Genomic DNA, 20,685 nt, shown 5'->3' on the forward strand with positions numbered 1-20,685 from the left:
TTAATCGGGTCCCGTGAGGCCCGGAAAGGTGTACCAGGGAATGGCTCGTCTGCCTGCGCAGCGAGTGAGGCACCCCCGTACACCGGGGGTGCCTTTTTCTTTGTATACCGGTCAAAAATCAAGAAGATCGGAGTGAAGGATATGCCTGTAGTCCAGCCATTACAACATCTATTATCTATGAAGGAACTGAGCCCGGCGCAGATATTCCAGCTTATCGAGAGGGCGGAGCGTCTGAATCAGCCCGGGGATAATCCCTCTTACCATGGCAGGTTTGCTGCCAACCTTTTTTTAGAACCAAGCACACGGACCAAAGTAAGCTTCCAGATTGCTCAGCGTAAATCAGGGTTTGAGCTCATCGATCTGGAAGGGCGGGAGTCCAGCCTGACGAAGGGGGAAAGTCTTTATGACACGTTGAAAACACTCGAATCCCTTGGAGTCGAACTGGCAGTCGTCCGTCAGTCACAGACCGGTCTGCTTCAGCATTGTGCTTCACATTTGAATCTTACTCTGATCAACGCAGGAGATGGTTGTGGCGAGCATCCCACACAGAGTCTCCTGGACTTGTATACCATTTATGAACAGTTTCATAGTTTCAAAGGGCTGCGCATCTGTATCGCTGGTGATATTAAACACAGCCGGGTAGCCAGGTCGAATGCTGCCGCACTTTCCCGCCTTGGAGCGGAGGTTTATTTTGTCAGTAAACCCGAATGGCAGGACGCAGCCATAGCGGATCACTACATTTCTATGGATGAAGCTGTCACAAACTGTGATGTACTGATGCTCCTGAGAATCCAGCATGAGCGGCATATCCATCGAGAAGACACGGCCACGTACCTTGAGCAGTACGGATTGACGAAGGAAAGGGAAGCGAGAATGGATGCGCACAGCATCATCCTTCATCCAGCTCCTGTCAATCGCGGAGTTGAAATCGATCGTGATCTTGTAGAGAGTGGTAAGTCAAGAATTTTCAGGCAGATGAGCAATGGAGTTGCTGTTAGGATGGCTGTTATGGATTCGTTAATGAAGGGGGAACTGTAAATGAAGGTAAAAGTAATCAATGCTCGTATGCTGCAAAGCGATGGAAAGATGGAATCCGCAGAAATGGTGATGGAAAATGGGATGATCCAGGAAATAGGGAAGAACCTTAACCAAACGGTTGTCGACCGTGTATGGGATGCGGAAGGTCTTTTCATCAGTCCCGGCTTTGTTGATGTACATGTCCATCTGCGCGAACCAGGTGGAGAAGCGAAGGAGACGATTGAAACTGGGACACAGGCAGCAGCGAAAGGTGGATTTACGACCATCTGCGCCATGCCGAATACCACCCCTGTCCCTGATGATGGGCAGACCCTGGATGAACTCCAGCAGCGAATAAAAGAGACGGCCCATATCCGTGTCCTGCCTTATGCTTCCATCACAACCCGCCAGGTCGGCCGGGAACTTGTGGATATGAAAACACTGGCAGACAAAGGTGCCTTCGCCTTCACTGATGATGGGGTGGGAATTCAGGATGCGGGAATGATGCTGGAAGCCATGAAAGCTGCCTCAACGGCCGGTAAAGCTGTAGTCGCTCATTGTGAGGACAATTCTCTTGTACATAAAGGGGTGTGTCATGAAGGGGATGTGAGTCAGCGTCTTTCGCTGCCGGGCATCATGTCAACGGCGGAATCTGTTCAGATTGCCAGAGATGTCCTGCTCGCTGAACAAACCGGCTGTCACTATCACATTTGTCATGTTTCCACCAAAGAATCCGTACGTATCATCCGCAACGCAAAAAAAGCGGGGATCCATGTAACGGCTGAAGTGACTCCCCACCATCTTGTCCTGAAGGAAGACGACATCATCGAGGATCATGGGTTTTATAAAATGAATCCGCCGCTTCGGAGCAGAGTGGACCAACAAGCCCTTCTTGAAGGTTTAAAAGATGGCACGATCGACTTTATCGCTACAGACCATGCTCCACATACAGAAGAGGAAAAGCAGCAGGGCTTTTTAGACGCCCCCTTTGGGATTACAGGATTGGAAACGGCTTTCCCTCTACTATATACACACCTCGTTGAAGAAGGATTCTGCACTTTGAAGGAACTGGTGGATTGGATGACAGTAAAGCCGGCAGCCGTTTTCCATCTGCCTTACGGTACGCTTGCCCCTGGTGCTCCTGCAGATTTTACTATGATTGATTTAACCAGTGAAAGGGCTGTGGTGCGGGAAACATTCCTTTCGAAAGGAAAAAACACACCATTCAACGGCTGGACACTGAAAGGCTGGCCGGTGTTAACCGTAGTCAACGGAAATCTTGCGTGGGAGGAGAGTACACATGAAGCAGCTCGTACTTGAAGATGGAACAGTATTCAAAGGAGAAGGTTTTGGAAGCGAAAGGGAATCGATCGGCGAAATTGTCTTCAACACAGGAATGACAGGTTATCAAGAGGTCCTGTCCGATCCTTCCTACTGCGGCCAGATTGTGACTTTTACGTACCCGTTGATCGGAAACTACGGCATCAACCGTGACGATTTTGAAACGGTTCACCCCGCTGTGTTCGGAGTTGTTGTGAAGGAGCACTGTGCAAGGCCTTCAAACTTCCGCAGTGAGGAAACCCTGGATGCTTACCTTGAGGCAAGGAACATTCCCGGGATAAGCGGAGTAGATACGAGAAAACTGACCAAGATCATCCGCCGTTACGGTACGATGAAAGCGATGATTGCCTCCAGTGAGCGATCCCCCTCAGAAGTTATGAAAATGCTGGTGGATTCACCTTCTTACAACAACCAGGTGCAGCACGTATCCACTGTGAAACCGTACGTTGTACCCGGACGAGGGAAAAGGATTGTTTTGATGGACTTTGGAATGAAGCATGGTATTTTAAGGGATTTTGCCAAGCGCAGCTGTCACGTCACAGTTGTCCCGTACCATACCAGTCATGAGGAGATCTTAAGGCTGAAACCGGACGGCGTTATGCTCTCCAATGGCCCGGGAGATCCGAAAAATGTCCCGGAGGCTGTGGAAACCGTACGGAACCTCATCGGGCGTGTTCCGGTTTTCGGCATCTGTCTCGGCCACCAGCTGATTGCTCTTGCAGGTGGCGCCGATACGATGAAAATGAAGTTCGGACATCGTGGGTCCAACCAGCCTGTGAAAGATCTTGAAACGAATCGAACTTTCATTACCTCACAGAACCATGGGTACACCGTAGCGTTGGAATCTCTTGAAGATACGGAATTGATGGCGACACAAGTATCTCTGAACGATGAGACAGTTGAAGGGCTGAAGCATCGCACACAGCCCGTTTTTAGTGTGCAGTATCACCCCGAAAGCTCACCGGGACCAGAAGATACAGCGTGGTTGTTTGACCACTTTCTTGAAAACATCGAACAGACGAACAAGCGCACAAAGGAGGAACCTCAATGCCTAAACGTACAGATATAAATAAAATCCTCGTCATCGGATCCGGTCCCATCGTCATCGGTCAGGCGGCTGAATTTGATTATTCCGGCACCCAGGCCTGTCAGTCTTTGAAAGAGGAAGGGTATGAGGTCATTCTGGCAAATTCCAATCCAGCTACGATCATGACGGATCATACGTTTGCGGATCAGGTCTATATGGAACCTTTGACTCTTGAATTTATGAAAAAGATTATCCGTAAGGAGCAGCCGGATGCCGTGCTTCCGACACTGGGAGGCCAGACAGGTCTGAACATGGCCGTCGAACTTCATGACTCAGGCATTCTCGATCACTACCAGGTGGAGCTGCTCGGTACACCGTTGGAAGCGATCCAGCGTGCGGAGGACCGGGAGAAGTTCCGCTCCCTCATGCACGAATTGGAGCACCCCGTTCCGGAAAGTGATATCGTCAGTACAGTGGATCAAGCGTTACGTTTTGCCGATCGTATCGGCTATCCAGTCATCGTCCGTCCAGCTTATACGATGGGCGGAGCCGGTGGAGGGATTTGTGATCATGAAGAGCAGCTGAGGGAAACGGTGAGAAGCGGACTGTCACTAAGCCCCGTCTCCCAATGTCTCGTCGAGAAAAACATCGCCGGCTTCAAGGAAATTGAATACGAAGTGATGCGGGACAGTACAGAAAATAAAATTGTCGTCTGTAACATGGAAAACTTTGATCCTGTCGGAATACACACGGGTGATTCCATTGTAACCGCCCCATCTCAAACACTTAGTGACAGAGAATATCAGATGCTTCGAAACGTGTCTTTGGAAATTATCGAAGCTTTGAAGATTGAGGGAGGCTGCAACGTGCAGCTGGCTCTCGATCCCGGCAGCTTCCAGTACTATGTGATTGAAGTGAATCCAAGAGTCAGCCGTTCCTCCGCGCTTGCTTCAAAAGCGACGGGTTACCCTATCGCAAAAATTGCTGCGAAAATTGCAGTAGGGATGACGCTGGATGAGATTCAAAATCCGATTACAGGAACCACATATGCCTGCTTTGAACCTGCGCTGGATTATGTCGTATCCAAAATTCCCCGCTGGCCGTTCGATAAATTCGCCAAGGGAAACCGCGTTCTGGGCACACAGATGAAAGCGACAGGCGAAGTGATGAGCATCGGCAGGACTTGGGAAGAGTCCTTGTTGAAAGGCATCCGCTCGCTTGAAGGGGGGACGGAAGAACTGCGTCTGGCCCACGCGTCCCGTTTAACCGCAGAGGAATTGAACGAACGGATTGTGAAAGCGGACGACGAACGGATTTTCTTAATTGCCGAAGCTTTCCGGCGGGGCTTTTCTATAGAGGAACTTCACGAAAAAACAGCGATTGATGAGTTTTTCCTTTATAAATTGGAGCAGATCATCCTTCTGGAACAGCAGCTTGAAACAGAGGGAGTGTCTGCTTCTCTCCTAAGGAAAGTGAAACAGCTGGGGATGTCCGACCAGCAGATTTCCCGTGCAGCAGGAGTCTCGGTCGATGAAGTCCGACAGAAGCGGAAGAGTATGAATATTGAACCAGTCTATAAAATGGTAGATACGTGCGCAGGGGAATTCGCATCCGAAACGCCGTACTTTTACAGCAGCTATGAAGAGGAAAATGAATCCCTTCCCTCATCAAGGAAAAAAGTGCTCGTCATTGGATCCGGCCCGATTCGAATTGGTCAGGGGGTCGAGTTTGATTATGCTACGGTGCACTCGGTGCTTGCGTTGAAAGATATGGGCTATGAAGCGATTATTATGAACAACAATCCGGAGACGGTTTCCACTGACTTCAGTGTCTCCGATAAATTGTACTTCGAACCTTTGACCCTTGAAGATGTTCTCAATGTCACCGACCTTGAAAATCCTGAAGGCGTAATCGTTCAATTCGGTGGACAGACAGCGATAAATCTAGTAGAAGGGCTGAGCCGGCACGGCATCCCGATCCTTGGAACAACGATGGAAGCCATCCATGAAACAGAAGACCGCGACTTGTTTGAAAAGCTGCTCAACCGTCTGAATGTACCGAAACCGGGAGGAGAAAGTGTGGCTGGTGAAGCAGAAGCTGCAGCCGCAGCTGAGAAAATTGGTTATCCCATTGTCGTCCGCCCATCCTATGTCCTCGGTGGGAGAGCGATGGCCATCGTGTATTCGCGTGAAGAACTGGCTTCCTATCTGGATGCCAATGCTTTTGTTCATAACGGCCACCCCATTTTGATCGATAAGTATATGACAGGGATGGAAGTGGAAGTAGATGCCATTACAGACGGTGAGGATGTGTTCGTACCCGGTGTTATGGAACATATTGAACGTGCCGGTGTCCACTCAGGTGACTCCATGGCTGTCTACCCACCCCGGCGGTTGACTCCTGCGCTTGAAAAGCAGTGTCTGGACATCACAGCTGATATTGCAAAAGAATTGAAGATGAAGGGTCTCGTCAATATCCAATTCGTCATTTCAGATGGGACCGCTTATGTATTGGAAGTTAATCCCAGAGCGAGCCGGACCGTTCCTTTTCTCAGTAAAATAACCGGTGTTCCGTTGGCCGGGCTGGCAACGAAAGTGCTGATGGGTGGAAAATTGACCGACCATGGCTACAGCACGGGAACGGCCCGCAAGCCGAAAGGGGTCTATGTGAAAGTGCCGGTGTTCTCCTTTGAAAAATTAAGAAGTGTCGATACGACGCTTGGACCTGAAATGAAATCGACAGGGGAAGTCATCGGGTATGATGAAACGCTGGAGAAAGCCTTATACAAAGGCATGATATCCTCTGGATTAAAAATACCCGTCCAAGGATCTGTCCTCTTAACCGTTGCTGATAAGGATAAGGAAGAAATGGTGCGCATCGCCCGGACCTTTGATGAACTCGGTTTCCGTTTGTTTGCCACAGAAGGCACGTCAACCGTAATTGCCCAGGAAGGTCTTCCTGTAGAAGCGGTCGGTAAAGTTGGTTCGGCAGAGAGGGATGTGCTGGACCTTATTCAGAACGGTGAAGTTCAATTTGTCATCAATACGTTGAACAAAGGGATGCGTGCAAGGTCTGACGGGTTCAGAATCCGCCGGGAAGCTGTGGAAAACGGCATTGCTTGTCTGACGAGCCTTGATACGGCAACGGCTATCGTTGAAGTCATTAACGCCATGTCTTTTTCGGCAAGAGCCATTACTCCGATGGAAGGGGTGGGGCAGTGATCAGAGAAGATTTGACGGTTGTGGATCATACGCTGGTTGCCGAAGATACGTACCAATTAATTCTTTGCGGGCGTATGGTGCATGACATCAAGCAGCCTGGACAATTTGTTCACATTCGGACAAGTGCGGACGAATATTTACGTAGGCCGGTATCCATCTCGGATTACAATATAGATGAGGAAACAATCACCCTGTTGTACAAAGTGATTGGAAAAGGAACAAAAGCTCTTACAGCCTATCAGATAGGTGATTCTCTTGATGTGCTTGGTCCCGGAGGCAGAGGTTTTCCTGTAAAGGCTCTGCCTGGAGAGAGTGTCCTTCTGACAGGGGGAGGCATCGGTGTTCCCCCTCTATACCGGCTGGCACGTGAGTTGTATGAAAAAGGAGCGGACCTTACTATTATTCTCGGATTTCAATCCATCCGTCACGCTTTTTTGAAGACTGAATTTCAACAATATGGGAAAGTCCACATTATGACAGATGACGGAACCTCCGGAAATAAAGGGTTTGTAACAGACGGGATTGCCGGAATGTCTGGTTCGTTTGACCGCTATTATACGTGCGGACCTACGCCCATGCTGAAAGCAGTGGTCAACCAGCTCGGTGATACAGAAGGATATATTTCCATGGAGGAACGGATGGGATGCGGGATCGGCGCTTGTTTTGCCTGTGTAGTGCCTTCCCATGATGAAAAAGGCTACAAGCGAATCTGCTGTGACGGTCCGGTCTTTCACCATAAGGAGGTTGTGCTTTCATGAATACGATGATTCAACTGCCCGGCCTATCTTTGAAAAATCCGATTATGCCGGCTTCCGGATGCTTTGGTTTTGGTCGTGAATATGCCCGCTTTTACCCGCTCGCTGAACTCGGCGCTGTCATCATGAAGGCTGCCACCGGTGAAAAGAGATATGGCAATCCAACTCCGCGGGTAGCTGAATCAACGGGAGGGATGCTCAATGCCATTGGTCTTCAAAATCCAGGGGTCGAGTCGATCATTCAGGATGAAATCCCTTTTCTAAAGGCCCAGCGGGTACCGATCATAGCAAATGTCGCCGGCAGTACGGTAGACGAATATGTGGAAGTAGCAGAAAAAATCTCTGTTCATGTTGATGCTCTCGAACTGAATATCTCCTGTCCGAATGTCAAGGAGGGCGGCGTTCAGTTCGGAATGGATCCAGTGCTTGCGGAGGATGTTACACGCAGAGTCGTTCAAGTAAGCCGTGTTCCGGTATATGTGAAGTTGTCGCCGAATGTAAGCGACATCGTCGTCATGGCCAAAGCGGCTGAAAGGGGAGGAGCCTCCGGCCTGTCTATGATCAATACGCTGACCGCTATGCGCATCGATCCATCCTCGCGGAAACCTGTTTTATCGAACGGGACCGGAGGATTGTCCGGAGCTGCCCTGAAGCCTGTCAGTATCCGGATGATCCATCAAGTTTATCCCGAAGTCGGTATCCCCATTATCGGAATGGGAGGGATTGAAACGGCAGCCGATATTGTCGAGTACCTGCTGGCAGGAGCGAGCGCGGTGGCTGTAGGCAGTGCGAACTTTAAAAACCCACTCATATGCAGCGAACTCGTGGAACAACTGCCGGAGACGTTACACCATTATGGATTTCAATCTGTAGAAGAAGCTGTAGGAGGTGCGCATCGTGAAAGAGTTGAAGCCGGTCTACTTCGCCCTTGATTTCCCCTCAGGCGGAAAAGCGTTTGATTTTTTGATGGAACATCATCTGGAAGGTGTTCCAGTTAAAGTAGGCATGGAGCTTTTTTATAAAGAAGGCGCCCCGTTCATTGCCGAACTGAAAAGACGGAACCACGCAGTTTTCCTGGATTTAAAGCTTCATGATATACCGGAAACCGTCCGCCGGGCGATGAAAAACCTTGCCGGTCTCGGTGTAGATATCGTTACGATTCATGCGTCCGGCGGCAGCCAAATGATTGAAGCTGCCCGGAAGGGGTTGAGCGAAGGGGCAGATGGAAAAACACCTCTTTTATTTGCCGTCACTGTCCTTACTTCCATGGACGAATGGTCATTGAGCAGGGAATGGAAGGTAGAAGGATCAACGAAAGACATGGTCCTTCATTACAGCCTCTTAGCGGAAGAACATGGGGCGGATGGAGTCGTGTGTTCTGTTCATGAAGCATCCTTGGTCAAAAAAGAATCAGGGCTTCTTACGTTGACCCCGGGGATCAGGCTCCCGGGAGGGCACGTGCACGATCAAAAACGGACAGCCACTCCTGCAAAAGCCGCTATGGAGGGAAGTGATGCCATCGTCGTTGGCAGACCTATCCGGAACAGCGGTGAACCTGAGGATACATATCAAACCATCAAGGGGGAATTTCTGCATGGAAAAAAATCAGTTGATTCATAAACTGCTGGATATTGGTGCTGTCAAAATGTACGAGGAGGATTACTTCACATGGACCTCGGGCATCCAATCCCCGATTTATTGTGACAACCGTTTGACGATGTCTTATCCCTCCGTGCGTTCGGCGGTCGCAGAGGCGTTTGTGGACATGATCCGGAAACTGCCGGGAGAGGTGGATGGAATAGCCGGATGCGCCACAGCCGGTATTCCGCATGCAGCATGGGCAGCCGATCGTCTCAATCTTCCGATGGTGTATGTGCGCGGGACCGCCAAAAAACACGGGCGCAGAAATCAGATTGAAGGAGTGGTTACCAAAGGCAGCCGTGTAGTCGTCATTGAGGATTTGATTTCCACTGGGAAGTCTTCCATACAAGCTGCAGATGCCCTGCGGGAAGCGGGGGTGGAAGTGGCAGGGATTTTATCCATTTTCACCTACGGCCTGGCGGAAGCGAAGCAGGTGTTTAAGGAAAAGGAGTACCATGTTCAATCGATTGCCAGCTATGATGATCTACTGGATGAGCTGTACCAACAGGAAGAACTGGATGACCTTCAGCTGGAGAAACTGAGAGTGTGGAGGGAAGACCCTTACGTTTTTACAAATTCTTAAATGAGGGAAGAGTTGCTATTTTCATCTTGTCCTTGTACCATTAATACAACACAACGTATTGGTGATGACGATGAAATCTAACAAACATTCCTTTTTTATTCTCATGAATGCCTCCCTCGGACTATTAACCTGCTTCGTTTATTTATACACGTGGGTCGCTTTTTCCTTTATGGAATCCATGCTTTCATGGGAACCCCTGCTCAGTCTGGCAGGGTCGCTGACGATATTTATATTATGGAATATGTACATGTTGAAAAAGGAAGCGAAAAGATACTGGGCCCAGGCGGTTTTTTCTTATGTGGCCTCGATTGCCGTTTTTGCTTATTTTTTAACTTGAAGCTGCGATGCCGATCGCAGCTTTTTTCGTCCGGGGCTTTTGATGGAATGTTCTTACAATAGAAAACGTCAGGACGTGAGAGTTGTCCTGACACTTAAAAATCGATAAGATAAATGACTATACATACGAAAGAGGGGAGCATCAATAAATGAAAGATTTAGTCAAACAGTCCTACTGGCTGCGGCGTCTGCTCGCCTCTGATCCGGGCAGGCGGAGACTGGCCCAGGCGGGGAAAGCTACGCTGAGTTTGATTTCATCGGTTTTTACAACGATGTTGATCATGAACGTCTTTGCCATCGATCCGCTTTTTCCTGCGATCATCTCCGGGATTGCCGGTCTGATGGGCATTATGATTGTTATGGATGATACAAAAAGAAAAAAACAGGGGACAACCCTTCTCCTGGGAGTGGCTGCATGTTCAGGGGTGACGCTTGGGTCCTTGACTGCTTCAAGCCCCGTCCTGGTAAGTATCCTGATGATTGCTTCGATAGGTGCAGCTTTTTATTTTTCGCAGCATGGAAGCCGGTATTTTTCTCTTGGAATGATTGGGTTCTTCACAATTTATTTCTCCTCATTTCTTCAGCTGTCACCGTCCCAGTTTCCCTGGTTTTACCTCGCAGTAGGTATCGGCATTCTTTATGCCTTTCTTTACAATTTCTTCCTATTTGAAGACACAAGGCAGATGCTGCGGAGAAGCACGGTTTCCTTCCACAGGCAGGCAAACTTGACGTTCGACCTGCTTATTGAGGTGATTAAAGACCCCGAACTCCAGCCGTCCCGGTTGAAGAAGCTGGGCAGCAACGTGAGTAAATTAAGAATTTACGCCAACCAGGTCGCCGCTGATCTACACCAGCAGGACAGCACAGAAATCTGGCCGGGGCTTCAATCCGGCCGGCTGCGATTATATATTTTCGATACGACCATGTTTGTTATGACGCTTTCGGAAAGCCTGCAGAAATTGAAGGAAGACGAGGCATTGGATTTGAAGGAGCTGCGCTATCTTCTCGTCGATCTGCTTCTGACGTTGAAAGATGCCGATGTGCTTGACCCACAGCCGGAAATGAAGAGTCTTCAGGAGGCTGAGAAAGTGGTCGCAGGTATCCGGCATCAGCTTGATCACTGGATGATGAATGCAACCGATCTCCCTGATGGACGGCTTTATTTGATCAGAAGAATTGAAACAATGGCTTCCCACGTGACAGAAGGCGCCTCGGAAGTGCAGCGGGATATTCACTTCAATGAAGCAGTGGAACATCCACCGGCAGCAGATGAAGAGGCGGTGGATGAGAAGGAAGCGGGGCCTGCCGGACTGAAACCTGCTGAGAAAAAAGCCGTGCAGGCGTTGATTGCAGGAAGCATAGCTATTGTTACGGGCTATATCATTTCTCCGATTCAGCCGTACTGGGTCCTGTTGACCGCTTTTATTATCCAGCTCGGTACAGAAACCGTCGGCAGGACGTACTTAAAAGCTTTTGAGCGTTCCGTCGGCACATTCTTCGGTGCTTTCTTCGGTTTTCTCGCTGCTTTGTGGCTCTCCGGCCACCCTTACCTTGAGGTTGTCCTATTGTTTCTGGTTATTTTTACAGCTTTTTACTTTCTTACGGTTTCCTATACGGTGGCAAGCTTCTTTATTACGATGATGATTGCCTTTATTTATGATCTGATTCTCGGTGGAGTTACGCCGGAGCTTCTTGGAGCGAGGGTCATTGACACAGTGGCCGGAGCTGCGATTGCTCTTGGTGTTTCTGCTTTCGTCTTTCCCACGAGTACTAAGGACAAGCTTTCCGAGGCCTTTCGTGAATATTTTACACAAATGTCTCAATTAATCAGCCAGTATTTAACCAACATCAAGGGTACGAAAGGAGTTAAAGGTCTTGCGCAGCAGGCCTTAGATCTGGATGCGAAAATGCAGGAAATTGAGGAAGAATCCAAGCCTGCTGTACAGGATCCTATTTTCCGAGGGGATAAAAACCTTACAGCCGTGCTGACCGTGATTACAGCCGTCAATTATTATGCCAAGCACCTTGTCGCCTCTCCATACCCCAAATACACGAATCACAGTCATGAAACACTGGAACTTCTAACAGCGGTTCAGGATAAACTGGAAAAGAATCTGCAAGGTTTGATCCATCAAATCGAAACAGGAAATCATTCCGATCCGGTTTACGACCTGCTGGAGGAAAGGGAGCAGGTGGAGTTGAAAGTGCAGCCGGGAACAGAGGATAAGGAAAATCTGCTCCATCACCTTTATTACATCTGGAAAATCAACCGTTCCATTACGATTCTCAGGGACAGGCTTGATCATATGAGGAAAAGATAACCGTCTGGTTTGAGTCCAGGCGGTTTTTTTATAGAAAGCTCTGTTAAAGTCTGTTGTTGTTATTTTAAACGATTACTAAATCGTCTCCGTCTGGAATCAGGGGTCCGGTCCGTTGTTTACTCAGAGCATGGGATGGCAGGGAAAACCGTCCGCTTTCCGCGGGGAACGATGAGCCTCCTCGAACTTCGTTCTCCGGGGTCTCACCTTGTTCCTTTTTCCCGCAGGAGTCTACCTGTTTTCCCTGCCATCCCTTTCGTAGTGGTGTAACGGACTTCGGTTATGTCCTTTCTAACTCCCCTTCTTTGAAGAGGCGGCCTTGGGAATGGCAGGACTCCTGTGGGATGAAGGTACATCGTGAGACCCCGGAAGGCGCTGCCTGAGGAGGCTCACGGTAACCCGTGGAAAGGGAGTCATCCCAAGGCCGCCTCCTACAAACCCCATGAGAGAAAGGGGTGATAGGAGCTCACATGTTAAATAACAACACCAAGCAATAACAGAGCCTTATAGAAAAAAGCTGCCGAGAAATTTTCTCGACAGCTTTCCCGACGCGTGTACGCCGGCGTTTTGTCATGGGAACTCTGACTATTGCTCTTCAACGGCCATCAAAAGATCTGCCCGCTTTAGAGATCGTTACGCGTTCTTCACCACTGCTGGGCTGGACCGCGTCCCGGCTCTTCTTTGGGTTGCGTTTTGATTTTGAGTTCTTTGGCATGACTGCAGCCTCCTCTACTAAGATCAAGGTGCTCTCTTAGTATGGCTGCCTGTTCCTGTTTTATTTCTCTGCCTGTTTTTTCATCATCCGGACATAGGAGGCATCCGGAGTTACAAACAGGGTCTGCTGATGATCATAGGTAACGAAACCGGGTTTTGCTCCGGACGGTTTTTTCACATGCCTGATTTGTGTGTAGTCAACAGGCACGGAGGACGACCGGCTCGATTTACTGAAGTTTGCCGCCAGCTGGGCGGCTTCAAGCAGTGTGTCTTCACTTGGGTTCTCATCTTTAATGACTACGTGGGAACCCGGAATATCTTTGGCGTGCAGCCAGATATCAGATTTACCTGCCATCCGGTTGGTTAAATATTCATTCTGTTTATTGTTGCGCCCGACATAGATCATCGTCCCGTCACTGGATCGGAAGGTTTCCGGGGACGGTTTTTTAGGCTGGTTTTTCTTACGCCCCGGGGAGGCGTTCTTTTTCTTCATATAGCCTTGTTCCCGGAGTTCCTCCCGGATTTCTTCAATATCTTCTTCCCTGGCTGTTTCGACTTGTTGAATCAAACGTTCGAAGTAGGTGATTTCAATGTCCGCTTTTTCAATTTCCTTTTGAACCACCTGCTTGGACTTCTTCAATTTCTGGTACGTCTGGAAGTAAGACTGGGCGTTTTCACTTGGGGTTTTATTCGGATTCAGCTCGATTGACATTTCCTTTTGGTCAGGATCGTAGTAATCAACGACCGTTACACTTTCGTCTCCATTATTAACGAGGTGCATATGAGCGGTCAGCAGTTCGCCGAGCTTTTGATAATCCCCGGCTGCTTCAGACTTTTTCAAGGTATCTTCGTGTTTTTTGATTTTCCTCTGGTTTTTGTCGCCTTCATTTTTCAGAAAGCGGAATAAATCACCAGCCTGCTGTTTGACACGATCCCTTTCGGCTTTCCCTGAATAAAAAGCGTCCAGCATGTCACTCACCGTAGAGAAAGTTTCTCTTTCTTCTCCAAAGGCCTTCAGCGGCAGTACATAAAATTGTTCTTTGTCCCCGCGTTTCACCTGTGGTTCATACGAGTGATCCAGTATTCGGTTCCGTACTTCCTCATAAGCAGCTTCGTATCCTGAGGGTCCGTTCATTCCTGCTTTTTCTGCGATCTCCTTTGTAATCATGGGGGAAAAGCCCATGACAATGGAGAGAATCTGTTTGTCCAGGCGGCCCGCATTAAAATCCAGTTTTTTAAGGAGTTGGGCCGGTTCGAGTTCCAACGGGCTTATTTTGCCCTGCTCCGGCGGCCGTTTATAGGGCTGGCCCGGCATAATCGTCCTGTGCCGGTTCTGGGAAGGGGGAAGGTGCTTGATGCTGTCCAGAATATGCCCCTCCTGTTCGTCGACAAGAAGAATATTGGAGTGTTTCCCCATCACCTCAATGATCAAGGTTTTATACGTTTCGTCGCCGATTTCATTCCGTGTGCGGATATGGATCTTGACAATCCTCTCCATATCCACCTGTTCAATTTTCTCTATAAATCCTCCTACAAGATGCTTGCGCAGGAGCATACAGAGCATCGGCGGTTCTTTTGGATTGTGGTATTGATCATTGGTTAAATGAAACCGTGCATAGGATGGATGAGCGGATAATAGAAGCGTATATTTCGTCCGCTGGGAGCGGACAGTGAATACAAGCTCTGTATCCGTGGGTTGATAAATTTTCATGATTCGTCCGGACTGAAGAACATTGTTCAGCTCATTTGTCGCCGCCCGGGTTACAATTCCGTCGAAAGACATAGTCTCTTCACCTCTCTAAAAGGTCATTATAGCATGATTTGACGCCGGATTTCTAAAGAATCATACCAGTCGCTCTGAAAGAGGAAGTTTGGTAAACTAGACAGTATCAATGAAGAAGCGGCAGGTGAAGGAGATATGGCTGACAGTATGACCGGATATGGACGGGAAATATCAGAGCAGGAGGGAACACGGATCGTGGTGGAAGTCAGATCCGTGAATCATCGGTTTCTTGATGTTCATATGCACCTTCCTTCCTCTTTGTTATTTATGGAGGACCCGGTAAGGAAACTTGTTAAAGAAGCCCTGCACCGCGGGCGGGTCGATGTGTACATAACGATGGACGGCGGCGGCCTGCAGAAAAACGTCGAGGTGGACTGGGCAGCAGCGGAGCAGTACATTCAGGCGTTGGAAGATATGAAGAGCCGGTTTCATTTGACGGGTGATATAACTATTGATATGGTATCCAAGTTAGAGAATGTCTTCGTTACTAAGGAATCGGATGACATCCCGGATTCTTTTCAACAAAAGCTGAAGACGTCGGTGGAACAGGCTCTGCGGCAGCTGAAGGACATGAGGGGACGGGAAGGAAAGCAGCTTTCAAAGGACCTCCTATCCAGACTCAAGGCTGTCGCCTGCTGGCTTGACATGATGGACCAGCGCCGCCCTGAAGTGATAAACGAATACAAAGCGAGAATACGCGCCCGAATTGAAGATTACGCTGCACAGCCCCTTTCCCAGGATGAACCAAGAATTCTCCAGGAAGTGGCCCTTATGGCTGAAAAAGGGGATGTCACCGAAGAGTTCACACGGATGCATTCCCATCTTCAACAGTTTGAGAAGGCTCTGGACCAGCACGGGTCCGTCGGGAGACGTCTGGATTTCATCCTTCAGGAAATGCACCGGGAAGTGAACACGATGGGGTCAAAATCCAATGACACCCTCCTGATGGAGTATGTACTTAACGTGAAGGGTGAATTGGAAAAAATGAAGGAACAAGTGCAAAATATCGAATAACAATTGTGTTCTGTACGGTTTTTTTCATATAATAGAGTTAATGATTAAGTGCTTGGCCATAAGAAGGAGGAGTCAGCTTTGAGTTTAAAATTGATCAATATCGGGTTCGGGAACGTTGTGTCTGCCAATCGAATCATTTCCATCGTTTCACCGGAATCCGCTCCAATCAAACGTATCATTACTGTCGCCCGTGACAATAATAAATTAGTAGATGCTACATATGGCCGCCGTACACGTGCGGTCATTATCACAGATAGTGATCATGTCGTTCTGTCTGCTGTTCAGCCGGAAACCGTCGGCCAGCGTGTAATCAGTAATGATGAGATTTCAGATGAAAACTAGGAGGACTATTTGCAGTGATTGAACAGAAAGGTATACTATTTATACTTTCCGGCCCATCAGGTGTCGGAAAAGGAACTGTACGGAAGGCTCTGTTCGAGCAGTCGACAGACCTGCGATATTCTATTTCCATGACGACGCGTGCCCCGCGTGAAGGGGAAGTGGATGGTGTCGATTATTTCTTTAAAAGCAGAGATGAATTTGAAAAGCTGATCACAGAAGGACAGCTGATTGAACATGCCGAATATGTGGGCAACTATTACGGCACGCCGAGACATTATGTGGAAGAGACGTTGAACCAGGGGAAGGATGTATTCCTTGAAATTGAGGTTCAGGGCGCATTGAAAGTCCGCGAAAACTTCCCGGAAGGTGTGTTCGTATTTTTAATTCCTCCTTCTCTTGAAGAATTAAAAGACCGAATCGTAAGCCGGGGTACCGAAACAGAGGAAAAGGTGAAAAACCGTCTGCTGGCGGCTAAAGAAGAAATTGATATGATGGATGCCTACGATTATGTCGTTGTCAACGATCAGATTAATCACGCCGTTCAGAAGGTCCAGTCCATCGTAGCCAGTGAACACTGCAAACGTGAGCGCGTGGCCCATCAATACAAAAAAGCATTGGAGGAAAATTAATTATGATGTTAGAACCATCCATTGATTCCCTGCAGAAGCAGATCAAATCAAAATATACACTTGTCACACTATCAGCACGAAGAGCCCGCGAACTGAAGCAGGGAAGTGCTCCTATGGTCGAAAACCCAACCTCTCATCAGCAGGTTGGTGTAGCTCTGGAGGAAATCCGCGACGGGAAATTGAACTATATTGAAGCGGAAGAGATCCAGGAAAGAACGGAAACCACATAATAGCATTGTTCCCGGAACAACGTAGGAAAAGCCGCGCATCTGTCTGACGATCAGCGCGGCTTTTCCTACGTATTTTATCGTAAGATTTTCACAGGCAGGGAGGTCCATCACATGTTAAAAGATAAAAAGATTGTCCTGGGCGTATCAGGAGGAATAGCTGCATACAAAGCGGCGGCCCTGACAAGTAAGCTTGTCCAGGCAGGAGCCTTCGTCAAAGTCATTATGACAGAGAGCGCAAGAAATTTCGTCGCTCCGACGACCTTTCAGGCACTGTCCAGACAGCCGGTCTATACCGATACGTTTGATGAACAGGACGCCACACAGATCCAGCACATCGATGTTGCCGACTGGGCCGATTTATTCCTGATTGCGCCCGCTACAGCCAATACGATTGGCAAGCTTGCCGGCGGGCTGGCGGATGATATGCTGTCAACGACACTGCTTGCGACCGAGGCTCCCGTGTACATTGCACCGGCGATGAATGTGCACATGTACAGCCACCCGGCCGTCATAAACAACATGAAACAGCTGGATGAATGGGGCTTTCGTTTTATTGAGCCTGGTGAAGGGTATCTGGCCTGCGGATATGTCGGGAAAGGAAGGCTGGAAGAACCGGAGAGCATCGTTAAAGTACTGGAAGATGAGTATCGGAAAACCGAGTGGTTGAAAGGCAGAAGGGTCCTGATTACAGCAGGACCAACGCAGGAGAAAATTGATCCGGTCCGGTATTTCACGAATCCTTCGACCGGAAAAATGGGGTTTGCTCTTGCGCGGCAGGCGGCTCGAAGCGGTGCTGATGTCACCCTGATCACCGGACCTGTCTCCCTTCATACGCCAAAAGGGGTGGAGCGCATTGATGTAGTCTCTGCTCAGGAGATGTATGAAGAAGTGCTGAAGCATTATCCAGCGGCCGATCTTGTGATCAAATCCGCCGCTGTCGCCGATTACAGGCCAAAGGAAACCTTTGAACACAAAATGAAAAAATCCCCGGGAGGATATGCGGTTCAAATGGAGCGCACACACGACATCCTGCAGGAGCTCGGTACACGGAAGGAACATCAGTATCTGATCGGCTTTGCCGCCGAGACGAATGATCCTGAGCGTTACGGAAGAGAGAAGCTGGAGAAAAAGAACCTGGATGCCATAGTGATCAACAATGTGGCCGAGGAAGGGTCCGGCTTTGGTACGGATACGAATGCCTCCCTTTTCATTCAGAAAAGTGGTCGTGAAAAAATCTATCCCATGATGACGAAGGATCAGCTGGCAGAAGAAATCCTAAAGGAAGCCTCTCAGGAGATGACGGGGCGTGACCGCACGTGATTGCCAATGTCATTGTGGACGTAGCCTCACAGAATACCAACAGACCCTTTGATTATGAAATCCCTGAAAAATTTGAAGGAATTGTACAGCCCGGGGTCAGAGTCATCGTCCCCTTCGGACCGAGGAAAATTCTCGGCTATGTGATCGCCTTGTCAGAAACGTCCAGCTTCCCCTCCGTGAAAAAAATCACTGATGTACTGGATGTCATTCCGACGTTGACGGAAGAACTGCTTCACCTTGGGAAATGGCTGTCCAATTATACGTTGAGTTATTATATATCCTGTCTACAGGTCATGCTGCCGCAGGTTATGAAAGCCAAATATAGAAAAGAGCTGTGGAAACTCTCGGATGAACCGCTGGATTCAGCCCTGGATGCTGTGTTTGATGGGCGGGGCGTCATGGATTTTGAAGAGTTCGAACAGTCCGGTGTCAGTTACCATATCCTTAGAAAACATATGAACGAAGGCGAAGTGGATGTTCACTATGAAGTAAAGAGCAGGGAAACGAAAAAGCTGAAGGCTGTGGTTGCGCCGGCTGTTTCTCCTATCGATATGGAAGAAAAGCTGGAAGACCTCCCGCCACAGGCAAAAAAACAGCGGGCCATCGTTGAATATTTCCTTCAGCATCCAGAGCCACTGGACAAAAAGCGTTTGCTGGGTAACCTTCAAACCACTCCTGCTGCGTTGAAGCCTCTTGTGGAGCAGAACGTGCTCAAAGAGTACAAACAGGAAGTCTTCCGCGATCCATACGGAGGACGGGAATTTAAACGAACGACGCCTTTTGATCTGACCGAAGAGCAGGAAACCGCCATCCGGCCGATTCTTTCAACCATCGAAAAACAGGAGCACGACGTGTTTCTCCTTCACGGTGTAACGGGAAGCGGGAAGACGGAAGTATATATGCAGTCGATTCAGCAGGTGCTGGATAAAGGGGAGGAAGCCATTATGCTCGTCCCCGAAATTGCTTTAACCCCTCAGATGGTGGAGCGGTTTAAAGGACGTTTCGGCTCCAAGGTAGCCGTCCTTCACAGTGCTCTGTCAGCTGGAGAGAAATACGACGAATGGCGTAAGATTCAGCGTCAGGAAGTACAGGTCGTTGTAGGAGCCCGGTCCGCCATATTCGCCCCGTTTACGAATCTTGGGCTGATCATTATTGATGAAGAGCATGAGACGAGCTATAAGCAGGAAGACAGGACGAGGTATCATGCCCGCGATGTCGCTGTCCAGCGCGCGAAAACACACAACTGTCCAGTCGTTCTGGGAAGTGCGACCCCGTCACTGGAAACGTATGCGCGGGCTGCGAAAGGCAACTATCAGCTGCTGACACTAAGCAAACGGATGAATGAGGCTGTGATGCCTGAGGTGGAGCTTGTGGATATGAGAGAAGAGCTTCACAGCGGGAACCGATCCATGTTCTCGATTCCATTAAAGGAAAAAATCGAAGAGCGGCTGGCTAGGAAAGAACAAGTCGTGCTGTTTCTTAACCGACGGGGATATTCCACGTTTGTCATGTGCAGGGACTGCGGCCATGTAAGCGAATGCCCGCACTGTGATATTGCATTGACTTATCACAAGCGGCAGAACCGCTTGAAATGCCACTACTGTTCTCATGAAGAGCCCATGCCGGAGAAGTGCCCGGAATGTGAAAGCAAAACGATCCGATACTTTGGTACAGGAACTCAAAAAGTCGAGGAAGCCCTGCAGGAACTGATTCCTGAGGCGCGGATCATCCGGATGGATGTTGATACAACGAGGAAGAAAGGCGCTCACGAAAGACTGCTTACACAGTTTGGCGAGGGAAAAGCGGATATCCTGCTTGGAACACAGATGATCGCCAAAGGACTCGATTTCGGGAATGTCACACTTGTCGGTGTGCTGGCTGCGGATGCGATGCTGAACCTGCCGGATTTCCGTGCCTCCGAAAAGACCTTTCAGCTGCTGACCCAGGTGAGCGGACGGGCCGGACGCCATGAGAAAAGCGGGGAAGTGGTTGTCCAGACGTATACACCGGAACATTACAGTATAGAGCTTGCGAGTACGTACGACTATGAACAGTTTTTCCAGGAGGAAATGAAGCTTAGAAAAGCATTCCGGTATCCGCCTTACTATTATTTGACGTTGTTTACAATTTCGCATCCCAACCAGTTGAAAGCGGAGGAAGCCACCCGTAAGATTACGATGTTTATGCAGCAGAAGCTGTCCGAGCAGGCGCACGTACTGGGCCCAACCCCTTCTGCGCTGGCCAGGATCAATAATAGATATCGCTATCAATGCATGGTAAAATACAAGAAGGAACCCGAGCAGCGGAAGTTTGTCGAACGAATACTGCACTATTATGAAGATGAATTGAAACAGGAAGATGGTTTACAGATTACGGTTGATTTTCAGCCGTATCAGTTGATGTAGGAAGGAGCC

General features: G+C 49.0%; 17 protein-coding genes. 16 read left to right on the forward strand and 1 reads right to left on the reverse strand.

Annotation, left to right across the window (positions count from 1 at the left end; translation table 11 throughout):
* Positions 1 to 141: 141 nt before the first annotated feature.
* The 10 genes from ACXAGL_RS16670 to ACXAGL_RS16715 all read left to right on the forward strand — a co-directional run bounded on the left by ACXAGL_RS16670 (position 142) and on the right by ACXAGL_RS16715 (position 12,242).
* Positions 142 to 1,038, forward strand: coding sequence for an aspartate carbamoyltransferase catalytic subunit (locus ACXAGL_RS16670; protein ID WP_474968435.1), 897 nt, complete (start codon positions 142 to 144; stop codon positions 1,036 to 1,038).
* A complete protein-coding gene (locus tag ACXAGL_RS16675; RefSeq protein ID WP_474991849.1) occupies positions 1,039 to 2,337 on the forward strand; it encodes a dihydroorotase in 1,299 nt (432 codons plus the stop codon).
* Complete coding sequence (locus ACXAGL_RS16680; protein WP_474991851.1) at positions 2,318 to 3,427, forward strand: carbamoyl phosphate synthase small subunit; 1,110 nt, start codon at positions 2,318 to 2,320, stop codon at positions 3,425 to 3,427. The genes ACXAGL_RS16675 and ACXAGL_RS16680 overlap by 20 nt, the downstream gene beginning before the upstream one ends.
* Positions 3,406 to 6,606, forward strand: a complete 3,201-nt coding sequence (gene carB / locus ACXAGL_RS16685) for a carbamoyl-phosphate synthase large subunit (protein WP_474991853.1) — start codon at positions 3,406 to 3,408, stop codon at positions 6,604 to 6,606. Before ACXAGL_RS16680 ends, carB begins: the two co-directional genes overlap by 22 nt.
* A complete protein-coding gene (locus ACXAGL_RS16690) occupies positions 6,603 to 7,364 on the forward strand; it encodes a dihydroorotate dehydrogenase electron transfer subunit (protein ID WP_474968439.1) in 762 nt (253 codons plus the stop codon). Before carB ends, ACXAGL_RS16690 begins: the two co-directional genes overlap by 4 nt.
* Positions 7,361 to 8,293 (forward strand): dihydroorotate dehydrogenase, encoded by a 933-nt coding sequence (locus tag ACXAGL_RS16695; RefSeq protein WP_474991855.1) that lies wholly within the window; start codon positions 7,361 to 7,363, stop codon positions 8,291 to 8,293. Before ACXAGL_RS16690 ends, ACXAGL_RS16695 begins: the two co-directional genes overlap by 4 nt.
* Positions 8,259 to 8,981 carry an orotidine-5'-phosphate decarboxylase gene (pyrF, locus tag ACXAGL_RS16700; protein WP_474991857.1) on the forward strand — a complete coding sequence of 241 codons (723 nt, stop codon included), beginning with the start codon at positions 8,259 to 8,261 and terminating at the stop codon, positions 8,979 to 8,981. The genes ACXAGL_RS16695 and pyrF overlap by 35 nt, the downstream gene beginning before the upstream one ends.
* The gene (pyrE, locus tag ACXAGL_RS16705; protein WP_474991859.1) at positions 8,956 to 9,585 is read left to right on the forward strand and encodes an orotate phosphoribosyltransferase; all 630 of its coding nucleotides are present in this window, start codon (positions 8,956 to 8,958) and stop codon (positions 9,583 to 9,585) included. The genes pyrF and pyrE overlap by 26 nt, the downstream gene beginning before the upstream one ends.
* Positions 9,586 to 9,655: 70 nt before the next feature.
* Entirely contained in the window at positions 9,656 to 9,922 is a 267-nt protein-coding gene (locus ACXAGL_RS16710) for a hypothetical protein (RefSeq protein WP_242520185.1), read from the forward strand.
* A 148-nt stretch (positions 9,923 to 10,070) separates the two neighbouring features.
* Complete coding sequence (locus tag ACXAGL_RS16715) at positions 10,071 to 12,242, forward strand: FUSC family protein (RefSeq protein WP_474991861.1); 2,172 nt, start codon at positions 10,071 to 10,073, stop codon at positions 12,240 to 12,242.
* Positions 12,243 to 13,014: 772 nt separating this feature from the next.
* Here ACXAGL_RS16715 and ACXAGL_RS16720 read toward each other — a convergent pair.
* On the reverse strand, positions 13,015 to 14,736 hold the full coding sequence (locus ACXAGL_RS16720) for an Rqc2 family fibronectin-binding protein (protein WP_474991862.1): 1,722 nt from the start codon (positions 14,734 to 14,736) through the stop codon (positions 13,015 to 13,017).
* 135 nt (positions 14,737 to 14,871) lie between these two features.
* Here ACXAGL_RS16720 and ACXAGL_RS16725 point away from each other — a divergent pair, with 135 nt between their 5' ends.
* The 6 genes from ACXAGL_RS16725 (at position 14,872) to priA (ending at position 20,676) form a co-directional block, all read left to right on the forward strand.
* Positions 14,872 to 15,750, forward strand: a complete 879-nt coding sequence (locus ACXAGL_RS16725; protein WP_474991864.1) for a YicC/YloC family endoribonuclease — start codon at positions 14,872 to 14,874, stop codon at positions 15,748 to 15,750.
* A gap of 78 nt (positions 15,751 to 15,828) precedes the next feature.
* Complete coding sequence (gene remA, locus ACXAGL_RS16730) at positions 15,829 to 16,092, forward strand: extracellular matrix/biofilm regulator RemA (RefSeq protein WP_027954142.1); 264 nt, start codon at positions 15,829 to 15,831, stop codon at positions 16,090 to 16,092.
* A 14-nt stretch (positions 16,093 to 16,106) separates the two neighbouring features.
* Positions 16,107 to 16,721 (forward strand): guanylate kinase, encoded by a 615-nt coding sequence (gene gmk / locus ACXAGL_RS16735; protein ID WP_474968447.1) that lies wholly within the window; start codon positions 16,107 to 16,109, stop codon positions 16,719 to 16,721.
* 2 nt (positions 16,722 to 16,723) lie between these two features.
* Positions 16,724 to 16,951, forward strand: coding sequence for a DNA-directed RNA polymerase subunit omega (gene rpoZ, locus ACXAGL_RS16740; RefSeq protein ID WP_474968448.1), 228 nt, complete (start codon positions 16,724 to 16,726; stop codon positions 16,949 to 16,951).
* A gap of 111 nt (positions 16,952 to 17,062) precedes the next feature.
* The gene (gene coaBC, locus ACXAGL_RS16745) at positions 17,063 to 18,271 is read left to right on the forward strand and encodes a bifunctional phosphopantothenoylcysteine decarboxylase/phosphopantothenate--cysteine ligase CoaBC (protein WP_474968449.1); all 1,209 of its coding nucleotides are present in this window, start codon (positions 17,063 to 17,065) and stop codon (positions 18,269 to 18,271) included.
* Complete coding sequence (priA, locus tag ACXAGL_RS16750; RefSeq protein ID WP_474991866.1) at positions 18,268 to 20,676, forward strand: primosomal protein N'; 2,409 nt, start codon at positions 18,268 to 18,270, stop codon at positions 20,674 to 20,676. The genes coaBC and priA overlap by 4 nt, the downstream gene beginning before the upstream one ends.
* Positions 20,677 to 20,685: the final 9 nt, after the last annotated feature.

Source organism: Halobacillus sp. ABA4_118, assembly GCF_056160205.1.